Annotated in this window: 12 protein-coding genes; 11 read left to right on the forward strand and 1 reads right to left on the reverse strand. The window is 66.7% G+C overall.

The window, feature by feature from the left end; all coding sequences use genetic code 11:
• Window positions 1-172: 172 nt before the first annotated feature.
• The 7 genes from pyrR to pyrF all read left to right on the forward strand — a co-directional run bounded on the left by pyrR (window position 173) and on the right by pyrF (window position 8,881).
• Window positions 173-757, forward strand: a complete 585-nt coding sequence (pyrR, locus tag MYCSM_RS13520) for a bifunctional pyr operon transcriptional regulator/uracil phosphoribosyltransferase PyrR (protein ID WP_015306722.1) — start codon at window positions 173-175, stop codon at window positions 755-757.
• Complete coding sequence (locus MYCSM_RS13525; protein WP_015306723.1) at window positions 754-1,701, forward strand: aspartate carbamoyltransferase catalytic subunit; 948 nt, start codon at window positions 754-756, stop codon at window positions 1,699-1,701. Before pyrR ends, MYCSM_RS13525 begins: the two co-directional genes overlap by 4 nt.
• A complete protein-coding gene (locus MYCSM_RS13530) occupies window positions 1,698-2,993 on the forward strand; it encodes a dihydroorotase (RefSeq protein WP_015306724.1) in 1,296 nt (431 codons plus the stop codon). Before MYCSM_RS13525 ends, MYCSM_RS13530 begins: the two co-directional genes overlap by 4 nt.
• Window positions 2,994-3,024: 31 nt before the next feature.
• On the forward strand, window positions 3,025-3,522 hold the full coding sequence (locus tag MYCSM_RS13535) for a PH-like domain-containing protein (RefSeq protein WP_015306725.1): 498 nt from the start codon (window positions 3,025-3,027) through the stop codon (window positions 3,520-3,522).
• On the forward strand, window positions 3,519-4,637 hold the full coding sequence (gene carA / locus MYCSM_RS13540) for a glutamine-hydrolyzing carbamoyl-phosphate synthase small subunit (protein WP_015306726.1): 1,119 nt from the start codon (window positions 3,519-3,521) through the stop codon (window positions 4,635-4,637). Before MYCSM_RS13535 ends, carA begins: the two co-directional genes overlap by 4 nt.
• A gap of 87 nt (window positions 4,638-4,724) precedes the next feature.
• Window positions 4,725-8,063: a carbamoyl-phosphate synthase large subunit gene (gene carB / locus MYCSM_RS13545; protein ID WP_015306727.1), complete on the forward strand. Its 3,339-nt coding sequence runs from the start codon at window positions 4,725-4,727 to the stop codon at window positions 8,061-8,063.
• Entirely contained in the window at window positions 8,063-8,881 is an 819-nt protein-coding gene (gene pyrF / locus MYCSM_RS13550) for an orotidine-5'-phosphate decarboxylase (protein WP_015306728.1), read from the forward strand. The genes carB and pyrF overlap by 1 nt, the downstream gene beginning before the upstream one ends.
• A gap of 125 nt (window positions 8,882-9,006) precedes the next feature.
• On the opposite strand, the gene MYCSM_RS13555 is transcribed toward pyrF, so the two are convergent.
• Window positions 9,007-9,327 (reverse strand): hypothetical protein, encoded by a 321-nt coding sequence (locus MYCSM_RS13555; RefSeq protein WP_015306729.1) that lies wholly within the window; start codon window positions 9,325-9,327, stop codon window positions 9,007-9,009.
• A 535-nt stretch (window positions 9,328-9,862) separates the two neighbouring features.
• On the opposite strand from MYCSM_RS13555, the gene mihF reads away from it, so the two are divergent.
• The 4 genes from mihF to coaBC all read left to right on the forward strand — a co-directional run bounded on the left by mihF (window position 9,863) and on the right by coaBC (window position 12,440).
• A complete protein-coding gene (gene mihF / locus MYCSM_RS13560) occupies window positions 9,863-10,180 on the forward strand; it encodes an integration host factor, actinobacterial type (RefSeq protein ID WP_003932123.1) in 318 nt (105 codons plus the stop codon).
• A gap of 10 nt (window positions 10,181-10,190) precedes the next feature.
• Window positions 10,191-10,790, forward strand: coding sequence for a guanylate kinase (gene gmk, locus MYCSM_RS13565; RefSeq protein WP_015306730.1), 600 nt, complete (start codon window positions 10,191-10,193; stop codon window positions 10,788-10,790).
• A 62-nt stretch (window positions 10,791-10,852) separates the two neighbouring features.
• Window positions 10,853-11,173 (forward strand): DNA-directed RNA polymerase subunit omega, encoded by a 321-nt coding sequence (gene rpoZ, locus MYCSM_RS13570; protein ID WP_015306731.1) that lies wholly within the window; start codon window positions 10,853-10,855, stop codon window positions 11,171-11,173.
• Between the two features lie 13 nt (window positions 11,174-11,186).
• Window positions 11,187-12,440, forward strand: a complete 1,254-nt coding sequence (coaBC, locus tag MYCSM_RS13575) for a bifunctional phosphopantothenoylcysteine decarboxylase/phosphopantothenate--cysteine ligase CoaBC (protein WP_015306732.1) — start codon at window positions 11,187-11,189, stop codon at window positions 12,438-12,440.
• Window positions 12,441-12,485: the final 45 nt, after the last annotated feature.

The raw sequence follows: 12,485 nt of genomic DNA on the forward strand, positions 1-12,485 counted from the left end.
AGCGGGCGCGCATCGCTCGACGGGGATGAGTCGGGCGGGACGATGATCTGGCGCCGCTGTAACCCGCTGGTGTCGCTGGCTGCGCGCTGAAAGGGAGGTGCTAAGCTCGCCGGCGAAGTTCGACGTCCTTTAACGATCCGTCCAGAGAGGCGGAGAAGGAGGTCAGGGTCACTTGGGCTCTAGCGCAGCCTCATCAGGCACCGACCGGGAGTTGATGTCCGCAGCGGACGTCGGTCGAACCATCTCCCGCATCGCCCATCAGATCATCGAAAAGACCGCTCTCGACGGCTCCGATGCCCCCCGCGTCATCCTCCTCGGCATCCCGACCAGGGGCGTCACCCTCGCCGCGCGGCTGGCCGACAAGATCAAGGAATTCTCCGGAGTCACCGTCCCGCACGGCGCCCTCGACATCACGCTCTACCGCGACGACCTCGACTTCAAGCCGCCGCGTCCACTCGAGGACACCTCCATTCCTGAAGGCGGCATCGACGGCACGCTGGTCGTCCTCGTCGACGACGTCCTCTACACCGGGCGCTCGGTCCGCTCGGCTCTGGACGCGCTGCGCGACATCGGCAGGCCCCGCGCCGTGCAGCTTGCGGTCCTCGTCGACCGCGGCCACCGGGAGTTGCCGCTGCGTGCGGATTACGTCGGCAAGAACGTGCCAACCTCGCGTAGCGAGAACGTCAAGGTCCGGCTCTCCGAAGACGATCAAATCGAAGGCATCTGGATCGCACCTCAGGGAGGGCCAACACGATGAAGCATCTGCTCTCGGCCGGCGACCTGTCCCGCGACGACGCGCTGGCCATTCTCGACGACGCCGACCGGTTCAGCCAGTCATTGCTCGGCCGCGAGGTCAAGAAATTGCCGACGCTCCGCGGCCGCACCATCATCACGATGTTCTACGAGAACTCCACCCGCACCCGGGTCTCGTTCGAGGTGGCGGGCAAGTGGATGAGCGCCGACGTCATCAACGTCAGCGCTTCGGGATCGTCTGTCTCCAAAGGAGAGTCGCTGCGCGACACCGCGTTGACGCTGCGGGCCGCAGGCGCTGACGCGTTGATCATCCGCCATCCTGCCTCCGGCGCAGCCCAGCAGCTCGCCGAATGGACGGCGACCGAGCATGGCGGCCCGGTGGTGATCAACGCCGGCGACGGCACCCACGAACATCCGACGCAGGCGCTACTCGACGCGCTGACCATCCGGCAGCGGCTGGGCAGCATCGACGGCAAGCGGGTGGTGATCGTCGGCGACGTCCTCCACAGCCGGGTCGCGCGCTCCAATGTGCTGCTGCTCGCCACCCTCGGCGCCGAAGTGGTGCTCGTCGCGCCGCCCACCTTGCTGCCGGTCGGCGTCGCCGAGTGGCCGGTCACCGTTTCACATGACCTCGATGCCGAACTGCCGCTGGCCGACGCGGTGCTCATGCTGCGCGTCCAGGCAGAGCGGATGAACGGCGGCTTCTTCCCGTCGGCGCGCGAGTACTCGGTCCTCTACGGACTCTCCGAGAAGCGTCAGGCGCTGCTGCCCGGCAACGCCGTGGTGCTGCACCCTGGCCCGATGGTGCGCGGCATGGAGATTGCGTTCTCGGTCGCCGATTCGACGCAATCGGCGGTGCTGCAGCAGGTTTCCAACGGTGTGCACGTTCGAATGGCGGTGCTGTTCCACTTACTCGTCGGCGCCGGGCAGGAGGCGATCAGCGCATGACCAGTGTCTTGATTCGAGGAGTACGTCTATACGGCGAAGGCGACAGGGCCGACGTCCTCGCGTCCGACGGCCAGATCGCGGACATCGGGGCAGACCTGCCCGCGCCCGACGACGCCGACGTCTTCGACGCCACCGATCAGGTGCTGCTTCCTGGCTTCGTCGACCTGCACACCCACCTACGTGAACCGGGCCGGGAGTACGCCGAGGACATCGAAACGGGTTCGGCGGCTGCGGCTTTGGGCGGTTACACCGCGGTCTTCGCGATGGCCAACACCAATCCGGTCGCCGACAGCCCCGTCGTCACTGATCACGTGTGGTACCGCGGCCAGCAGGTCGGGCTCGTCGATGTGCATCCCGTCGGCGCGGTGACCATGGGGTTAGCGGGCAAGCAGCTCACGGAGATGGGCATGATGGCCGGGGGCGCAGGGCAGGTGCGGATGTTCTCCGACGACGGCATCTGCGTCGACGATCCGCTGATCATGCGCCGCGCTTTGGAGTACGCCACCGGCCTGGGTGTGCTCATCGCTCAGCACGCCGAGGAGCCGCGTCTGACAGTCGGCGCCGTCGCGCACGAAGGACCCAACGCCGCCCGGCTCGGGCTTGCCGGCTGGCCGCGCGCCGCGGAGGAATCCATCGTCGCGCGCGACGCGCTGCTGGCCCGTGATGCGGGCGCGCGGGTACACATCTGCCACGCGTCTACCGCGGGCACCGTCGAGATCGTCAAATGGGCCAAGGCACAAGGCATTTCGATCACCGCCGAGGTGACACCCCACCATCTGCTCCTCGACGATGCCCGGCTGGCCACCTACGACGGCCGCAACCGCGTCAACCCGCCGCTGCGTGAGGCCTCTGACGCAGAGGCGCTGCGCCAGGCGCTTGCCGACGGCGTGATCGACTGTGTCGCCACCGACCATGCGCCCCACGCCGAGCACGAGAAGATGTGCGAGTTCGCCCACGCACGGCCTGGCATGCTCGGACTGCAGACCGCGCTGTCGGTGGTGGTCGAGACGATGGTGCGCCCCGGCCTGCTGACATGGCGTGACGTCGCGCGGGTGATGAGCGAAAACCCCGCCCGCATAGTCGGATTGCCCGACCACGGCCGACCGCTGGAGATCGGGGAACCCGCCAACCTGACCGTCGTCGACCCCGACGCCACCTGGACAGTCGAGGGTTCCGCGTTGGCCAGCCGCTCGGACAACACGCCTTATGAGTCGATGGAACTGCCCGCGGCCGTCACGCTGACGCTGCTGCGGGGCAAGGTGACAGCGCGCGATGGGAAGAGCCCGGCGTGAACGGCCAGCCAGTAACGCAGGCGGATCGCGCGTGAACACCGGAACGCTTATCACGATGCTGATCATCGCCGCCGCGCTGGCAGCGCTGATCGCGTTGGCGATCCGGCAGATGATGCGCGGCTGGCTGCACCGTGCCCAGCGGCAGGCGCAATTGATCGGCACGCTGCCGCAGCTGCCGGATACTGTCGGCCCGGCGCTGATTCCCGCGACAAAGGGTCTCTACGTCGGCAGCACGTTGGCGCCCAGCTGGCTCGATCGCATCGCCGTCGGTGACCTCGGCTATCGCGCCAAGGCCGTGTTGACCCGCTATCCCGAAGGAATCATGTTGCAGCGCACCGGTGCCGGGCCCATCTGGATACCGGACGACTCGATCGAAGCGATCCGCACCGAGAAGGGCATCGCAGGCAAGGCGATGACCCATGAAGGCATCCTGGCCATCCGCTGGCGGTTGCCGTCGGGCGCCGAAATCGACACCGGGTTTCGCGCCGACGATCGCCGCGAGTACGACCGATGGCTGGAGGTCGCATGAGTAAGGCAGTACTCGTCCTCGAGGACGGCCGCATCTTCACCGGTACCGAGTTCGGAGCGGTGGGCCAGACACTCGGCGAAGCGGTGTTCTCCACCGGGATGTCCGGTTATCAGGAGACGCTCACCGACCCGAGTTATCACGGGCAGATCGTCGTGGCGACGGCACCGCAGATCGGCAACACCGGGTGGAATCACGAGGACGCCGAAAGTCGCGGCGACAAGATCTGGGTGGCCGGCTACGCAGTTCGTGACCCCTCGCCGCGTGCCTCGAACTGGCGTGCCAGCGGCACCCTCGAAGACGAACTCGTGCGCCAGGGCATCGTCGGCATCGCCGGCATCGACACTCGGGCAGTGGTGCGCCACCTGCGCAGCCTCGGCTCGATGAAGGCCGGGGTGTTCTCGGGAGCCGCGCTGGCCGACCCGGAGAAGCTGCTGAATAGGGTGCGCAACCAGCCGTCGATGCTCGGTGCCAATCTCGCAGGCGAAGTCAGCACCGACGCCACCTACATCGTGGAACCCGATGGGCCGCAACGATTCACCGTCGCCGCGATCGACCTCGGCATCAAAACCAACACGCCGCGCAACTTCGCGCGACGCGGCGTCCGCAGCCACGTGCTGCCGTCGACGGTGGAGTTCGGACAGATCGCCGACCTCAATCCCGACGGTGTCTTCCTGTCCAACGGTCCGGGCGACCCTGCGACCGCCGACCACATTGTCGGCGTCACCCGAGACGTGCTCGGCGCCGGAATCCCGCTGTTCGGCATCTGCTTCGGCAACCAGATCCTGGGCAGGGCGTTGGGCCGCTCGACCTACAAGATGGTGTTCGGACACCGCGGCATCAATGTTCCGGTCATCGACCATGCCACCGGGCGGGTCGCAGTGACCGCACAGAACCACGGGTTCGCATTAGAAGGAGAGCGTGGCGAGGTCTTTGATACCCCGTTCGGACGCGCCGAGGTCAGCCACACCTGCGCCAACGACGGTGTCGTCGAGGGCATCAAACTCGTTGACGGCCGCGCCTTTTCGGTGCAATACCACCCGGAGGCGGCAGCGGGCCCGCACGACGCCGAGTACCTGTTCGACCAGTTCGTCGACCTGATGAGTGGAGGGCGATGATTTCCGCGGCGAGCGACCGCTTTTGCGCAGAAACCCACGGCGTGTCGTGTACAAACACGGTCACTCGCGGAGAAGGGGGAGCGGTAGATGCCGAGGCGGACTGACCTCAACCACGTGCTGGTGATCGGCTCAGGGCCGATCGTCATCGGGCAGGCCTGCGAATTCGACTACTCGGGCACCCAGGCGTGTCGCGTGCTGCGCGCAGAGGGCCTGCAAGTGAGCCTGGTCAACTCCAACCCGGCCACGATCATGACCGATCCCGAATACGCCGACCACACCTACGTGGAGCCGATCACGCCGGCGTTCGTCGAGAAGGTGATCGCCCAGCAAGCCAAGCGCGGCAACAAGATTGACGCGGTGCTGGCCACCCTCGGTGGGCAGACGGCATTGAATACCGCCGTCGCGCTGTACGAGAACGGCGTGCTCGAGAAGTACAACGTCGAGATGATCGGCGCCGACTTCGAGGCCATCCAGCGGGGCGAAGACCGGCAGCGGTTCAAGGACATCGTCGCGAAGGTCGGCGGCGAATCGGCGCGCTCCCGCGTGTGTTTCACCATGGACGAGGTTCGCGAGACGGTCGCCGAACTCGGGCTGCCGGTAGTGGTGCGCCCGTCGTTCACGATGGGCGGCCTTGGGTCCGGCATGGCGTATTCCACCGAGGACGTGGACCGGATGGCGGGCGACGGACTCGCGGCTTCGCCAAGCGCCAATGTGCTGATCGAGGAATCCATCTACGGCTGGAAGGAATTCGAGCTCGAGCTGATGCGCGACCACCACGATAACGTGGTCGTGGTGTGCTCGATCGAGAACGTCGACCCGATGGGTGTGCACACCGGCGACTCGGTGACCGTCGCGCCGGCGATGACGCTGACCGACCGCGAGTATCAGAAAATGCGCGACCTCGGCATCGCGATCCTGCGCGAGGTCGGGGTCGACACCGGCGGCTGCAACATCCAGTTCGCGGTCAACCCGGCCGATGGCCGCCTGATCGTCATCGAGATGAACCCGCGGGTGTCGCGCTCGTCTGCTCTGGCGTCCAAGGCCACCGGCTTTCCGATCGCGAAGATCGCCGCCAAGCTGGCCATCGGCTACACCCTCGATGAAATCCTCAACGACATCACCAAGGAAACCCCCGCCTGCTTCGAGCCGACGCTGGACTACGTCGTGGTCAAGGCGCCGCGGTTCGCCTTCGAGAAGTTCCCCGGTGCGGACCCCACGCTGACCACCACGATGAAGTCCGTTGGCGAGGCGATGTCGTTGGGCCGCAACTTCATCGAAGCTCTCGGCAAGGTGATGCGGTCGCTGGAGACTGGGCGAGCCGGGTTTTGGACCGCGCCGGAGCCTGAGATGTCGGTCGACGACCTGCTCGAGGGTCTCAGGACGCCGACGGACGGCCGGCTCTACGACATCGAACAGGCGCTTCGCCTGGGCGCGACCGTCGAGCAGGTGGCGGAGGCGTCGGGGGTCGACCCCTGGTTCGTCGAGCAGATCGCCGGGCTGGTGGCGCTGCGCTCCGAGCTGCTGGATGCGCCCGTGCTGGACGAGGCGCTGTTGCGACGCAGCAAGCACTACGGCCTGTCCGACCGCCAGATCGCTGCGCTGCGACCGGAATTGGCTGGCGAAGTCGGGGTGCGCGCACTGCGCCAGCGGCTCGGCATCCATCCCGTGTTCAAGACGGTCGACACCTGTGCGGCCGAGTTCGAGGCCAAGACCCCGTACCACTACAGCAGCTACGAGCTGGACCCCGCAGCCGAAACCGAAGTCTCCCCGCAGGCCGAGAAGCCCAAGGTACTCATCCTCGGCTCCGGCCCGAACCGGATCGGGCAGGGCATCGAATTCGACTACAGCTGCGTGCACGCCGCCACGACCCTGAGCCAGGCCGGTTTCGAAACCGTGATGGTCAACTGCAACCCCGAGACGGTGTCGACCGACTACGACACCGCAGATCGGCTGTACTTCGAGCCGCTGACGTTCGAAGACGTGCTCGAGGTGTACTACGCCGAATCTGCTTCCGGGAAGGGCGGTCCCGGCGTCGTCGGCGTCATCGTGCAACTCGGTGGGCAGACACCGCTCGGGCTGGCCGAGCGCCTCGAGAAGGCCGGTGTCCCGATCGTCGGCACCAGCCCCAAGGCGATCGACTTGGCCGAAGACCGCGGCGCTTTCGGCGAGGTGCTACGGGCCGCGGGGCTGCCCGCGCCGCGGTTCGGCATGGCCACCAGCTTTGAGCAGGCCCGCCGCATCGCTGCCGAGATCGGCTATCCGGTGCTGGTGCGCCCGTCCTACGTGCTGGGCGGCCGCGGCATGGAGATCGTCTACGACGATGAGACGCTGGAGGGCTACATCACCCGCGCCACCCAGCTGTCGCCCGAACATCCCGTGCTGGTCGACCGGTTCCTCGAGGACGCCATCGAAATCGACGTCGACGCGCTCTGCGACGGGACCGAGGTCTACATCGGCGGCATCATGGAGCACATCGAGGAGGCGGGCATCCACTCCGGCGATTCGGCGTGCGCGCTGCCTCCTGTCACCTTGGGCCGCAGCGACATCGAGGCCGTGCGGCGTGCCACCGAGGCGATCGCCCACGGCATCGGGGTCGTCGGCCTGCTCAACGTGCAGTACGCACTCAAGGACGATGTGCTCTACGTGCTGGAGGCCAACCCACGCGCGAGCCGCACAGTGCCGTTCGTGTCAAAAGCCACGGCAGTCCCGCTGGCCAAAGCGTGCGCGCGAGTCATGTTGGGCGCCAGCATCTCTCAACTGCGCGAGGAAGGCATGCTAGCCAAGACGGGCGACGGCGCCACCACTGCCCGCAACGCACCCGTCGCGGTGAAGGAAGCCGTGCTGCCGTTCAACAGGTTCCGCAAGGCCGATGGCGCCCAGGTCGACTCGCTGCTCGGCCCGGAGATGAAGTCGACCGGCGAGGTGATGGGCATCGACCACGACTTCGGCACGGCGTTCGCGAAGAGTCAGACAGCCGCCTACGGGTCGCTCCCCGCTGAAGGCACAGTATTCGTCTCGGTCGCCAACCGCGACAAGCGCTCGCTTGTGTTCCCGGTCAAGCGGCTCGCCGACTTGGGCTTCCGGGTGCTGGCCACCGCAGGCACCGCGGAGATGCTACGGCGCAACGGCATTCCGTGCGACGAGGTGCGCAAGCACTTCGAAGAACCCAGCCCGGGCCGCCCGGAGTTGTCGGCCGTCGACGCGATTCGCGCCGGCGAGGTCGACATGGTGATCAACACGCCGTACGGCAACTCCGGTCCGCGCATCGACGGTTACGAAATCCGTTCTGCCGCAGTGTCGGTGAACATCCCATGCGTGACGACCGTGCAGGGCGCCTCGGCGGCGGTGCAAGGCATCGAGGCAGGCATCCGCGGTGATATCGACGTGATGTCGCTGCAGGAACTGCACAGCACCTTGGGTTCATAGTGGACGGGTTCGGGCGGCGGCTGGCCGACGCGGTGTCGCGGCGCGGGCCGCTGTGCCCGGGCATCGATCCGCACAGGGAGCTCCTGCGGGCGTGGGACCTGTCAACGGACAGCGACGGCCTCGCCACGTTCTGCGACATCTGCGTGCAAGCCTTCGCCGACTTCGCCGTCGTCAAGCCGCAGGTTGCGTTCTTCGAAGCGTTCGGGGCCAAGGGTTTCGCAGTGCTGGAGCGGACGATCGGTGCGCTGCAGTCGTCGGGTGTGCTCGTGCTGGCCGACGCGAAACGTGGCGACATCGGCTCGACGATGGCGGCGTACGCCGACGCCTGGGCGGGTGATTCGCCGCTTGCCTCCGACGCGGTGACCGCTTCGCCGTATCTCGGATTCGGGTCTCTCCAACCGCTGCTCGACACCGCGAAGGCGCATGGCCGCGGCGTGTTCGTCCTCGCCGCAACGTCGAACCCCGAGGGCGCCAGCGTGCAGCGGGCCAAGACCGACGGCGGCACCGTCGCGCAGTCGATCGTCGATGCCGCCGCAGCAGTCAACCGCGAGTCATCTCCGGAGCCGGGGTCCGTCGGCGTCGTCGTCGGTGCCACGCTGTCCGACCCGCCGGACCTCAGCGCGCTTGCCGGTCCGGTCCTGGTGCCCGGCGTCGGCGCGCAGGGCGGGCGACTCGAGGCGCTAGGCGGCCTCGGCGGGGCGCTACCAGGGCAGCTGCTGCCCGCTGTGTCGCGCGACATCCTGCGTGCCGGGCCCGACGTGGCCGCGCTACACGCTGCTGCCGAACGCTTCCGCGACGCGGTGGCATACCTGGCATGACCGCTTACCTCGTCGCGAAATGGGCCGAATTCGCGAACACCGTCGCGGCCTGTATTGGATAACCGCGGCTGTGGCAACGGGTTTCGCGGCCGCAACGGCCAATGCCTGGGTGCTGCTGGTTGAGATCAAACGCTAATAGGCTCGGCGACGCGCTTGGCCACGACGACCATCAGCGGCGGCAACACCAGCCAGCAGGTTGACGTGCACGCGTTTGCGTTGCACGTCGCGCGCACACCACACAAGCGGTCGGCTCCTGGCCGAAGCCGCCTCGACGCGACGCCGGTACACAGGAACAGCCCGGCGAAGAACCGGTCCTCACCCGCCATGGTCGGGTCAACGGCCACGCTGCCGATGATTGCTCGCGGGCCGATCGCCAGATGGGGGAGCGAAATGCCGATCACGATGACGCCGAATAGCGTCAGGAACCCCTGAAAAGCCTGCCGCATGGACGGCTCCCGAGCGTTGCTCCGCGTGCTTCGATCTACTACGCACTGTAGTTGACAGGAATTGGGCCTGCCATGGGCAACTTCTGCATCACGCGGCGCACGAGTCACACCAGTGTTGTTTGAATGCAACATTCCGCATGGCGTGCTGGGCGGATTACCTGTCAACTGACCGGCCGCGACACGCCCGACACGCGATGACCAGGGAAAATTTTAATTTTGCGGTCACCGCCAGGCCGGGCTTTGGAAGGCGTCACATCGACGCCGTTGGGGTGACGCGCGACACAAAACGCGAAAACCGTTGATATGCAGGCAGTTCCGCACAAATCGCCGGAGAAATTGCATCGCAGGCGCCGCAGGAGGCCGCAGCGGGTGAGCCACGTGTGCGCGCTACACGCTGGGCTTTTGACCCAGTAACCAGGGGGTGGGGTTAGCTTTCGTCAGATTGCGTGGGTACGGTCGTCCACGCTGGCTGGTTCTAGGAAGTTTCTAGGTCAGCCGAGACAAAACAGATGATGGAGACGAGACGGAGGAACCCGTGGCCCTTCCCCAGTTGACCGACGAACAGCGCGCGGCAGCGTTGGAGAAGGCTGCTGCCGCACGTCGAGCACGTGCCGAACTCAAGGATCGGCTCAAGCGCGGCGGCACCAACCTCAAGCAGGTGCTGAAGGATGCCGAGACCGACGAGGTCTTGGGCAAGATGAAGGTTTCTGCGCTTCTGGAGGCATTGCCCAAAGTCGGCAAGGTCAAGGCGCAGGAAATCATGACCGAACTCGAGATCGCCCCGACCCGCCGTCTGCGCGGCCTGGGCGATCGTCAGCGGAAGGCGCTGCTGGAAAAGTTCGACTTCTCGTAAAGGGAGGTCGGTGAGCGAAGGCGGAGGGCCGGCCAGCACTCGGCGCTCTAAGGCACCGGTCTTGGTGTTGTCCGGCCCGTCTGCCGTCGGGAAATCCACAGTCGTCCGCTGCCTGCGGGACCGGATTCCTGACCTGCACTTTTCCGTGTCCGTCACCACCAGGGCGCCCCGCCCCGGTGAGGTGGACGGCGTCGACTACGCGTTCGTGACCCCCGAACGGTTCCAGCAGCTGATCGATGACGGTGCCCTGCTGGAATGGGCGGAAATTCACAGTGGCTTGCACAGATCGGGAACGCCCGCCGCGCCGGTACGCGAGGCAACCGAGGCAGGCCGCCCAGTCCTGATCGAAGTCGATCTGGCAGGCGCGCGGGCAGTCAAGCAGGCAATGCCCGAGGTCATCACCGTTTTTTTGGCCCCACCCAGTTGGGCGGAGCTGGAGAGCCGGTTGTCCGCTCGAGGCACCGAAACCCCCGAGGTGATGGCGCGCCGGCTGGCCACCGCACGGGCCGAATTGGCCGCTCAGAGTGACTTCGACGCGGTCGTCGTGAACAGCGAGTTGGAATCTGCCTGCACCGAATTGGTATCCTTGCTGGTGGGCAGGACTTGTTGAGGCGCCCTTAGCCAGTCGCCATCCCGCCCGAGAGCCACCTAAACCCCCAGGAGATTTTCTACGTGAGCACCCCGCACGCCGATGCGCAGCTGGCCGCTGTGGACGACATCGACCCGTCCGCCGCCAGCGCCTACGACACGCCGTTGGGCATCACCAACCCGCCCATCGACGAGTTGCTGGACCGCGCGTCGAGCAAGTACGCGCTGGTGATCTATGCCGCCAAGCGGGCGCGCCAGATCAACGACTACTACAACCAGCTCGGCGACGGCATCCTCGAATACGTCGGCCCGCTGGTCGAGCCTGGCCTGCAGGAAAAGCCTCTGTCGATCGCTATGCGCGAGATCCACGAAGACCTGCTCGAGCACACCGAGGGCGAGTCGTAGGGGACCCGCGGGCGTGACGGAGCGCAAGCGGATCATCGTCGGCGTCGCCGGTGGCATCGCCGCCTACAAGGCGGCCACCGTCGTCCGTCAGTTGACCGAAGCGGGCCATTCCGTCCGCGTCGTGCCGACCGAGTCCGCCCTGCGTTTTATCGGTGCCGCAACGTTTGAAGCGCTGTCCGGAAATCCCGTACACACGGGCGTCTTTGACGACGTCCACGAGGTTCCGCACGTCCGCATCGGGCAGGAGGCCGACCTCGTCGTGGTCGCGCCGGCGACAGCCGACCTGCTGGCCCGCGCGGTCGCCGGCCGCGCAGACGACCTGCTGACCGCGACGCTGCTCACCGCGCGATGCCCCGTGATGTTCGCGCCCGCGATGCACACCGAGATGTGGTTCCACCCAGCCACGATCGAGAACGTCACAACGTTACGGCGAAGGGGCGCAATCGTTCTCGAGCCCGCCTCGGGTCGGCTGACCGGAGCAGACACCGGAGCGGGCCGACTGCCCGAGGCCGAAGAAATCACCACGCTTGCGGGGCTGCTGCTCGAACGCGGCGACGCGCTGCCCTTCGACATGGCCGGCGTTAAGGTGTTGGTCAGCGCCGGCGGCACCCGCGAGACGATCGACCCGGTGCGTTTCATCGGCAACCGCAGCTCCGGCAAGCAGGGCTATGCGATGGCCCGAGTGATGGCTCAGCGTGGCGCCGACGTCACGCTCATCGCGGGTAACACCGCAGGCCTGATCGACCCGGCTGGTGTTGACGTCGTCCACATCGGCTCCGCCGCCCAGCTCAAAGACGCCGTATCCAAGCACGCCCCGGACGCGCACGTGCTGGTGATGGCCGCCGCCGTCGCGGACTTCCGGCCGACGAACGTGCAGACCAGCAAGATCAAGAAGTCGGCGGACCCCAACGCCGCGGCGCCGGTGATCGAGCTGACCCGCACCGACGACGTGCTCGCCGGTGCGGTGCGCGCCCGTGCCGACGGACAGCTGCCGAACATGCGGGCCATCGTCGGGTTCGCTGCGGAAACCGGCGACGCGAACGGCGATGTGCTTTTCCACGCCCGCGCCAAATTGGCACGGAAAGGCTGCGATTTGCTCGTGGTCAATGCTGTCGGTGAGAATCGGGCGTTCGAAGTCGACAACAACGACGGATGGCTGCTTGCATCAGACGGAACCGAATCGGCACTGGAGCACGGTTCCAAAACTCTGATGGCCAGCCGTATTGTGGACGCGATCGTGGCGTTCCTGCACAGCAGCGGCGGGTAGCACCGACGCAGGCGTCAGGCTGCGGCTAAGGGTTGCGCGAGAAGG

The organism is Mycobacterium sp. JS623, from assembly GCF_000328565.1.
Lineage (GTDB): Bacteria > Actinomycetota > Actinomycetes > Mycobacteriales > Mycobacteriaceae > Mycobacterium.

Coding starts and splice junctions, on each gene's coding strand:
- carB (WP_015306727.1), top strand. CDS start 4,725: ATGCCGAGGCGGACTGACCTCAACCACGTGCTGGTGATCGGCTCAGGG.
- MYCSM_RS13555 (WP_015306729.1), bottom strand. CDS start 9,327: ATGCGGCAGGCTTTTCAGGGGTTCCTGACGCTATTCGGCGTCATCGTG.
- MYCSM_RS13530 (WP_015306724.1), top strand. CDS start 1,698: ATGACCAGTGTCTTGATTCGAGGAGTACGTCTATACGGCGAAGGCGAC.
- MYCSM_RS13525 (WP_015306723.1), top strand. CDS start 754: ATGAAGCATCTGCTCTCGGCCGGCGACCTGTCCCGCGACGACGCGCTG.
- carA (WP_015306726.1), top strand. CDS start 3,519: ATGAGTAAGGCAGTACTCGTCCTCGAGGACGGCCGCATCTTCACCGGT.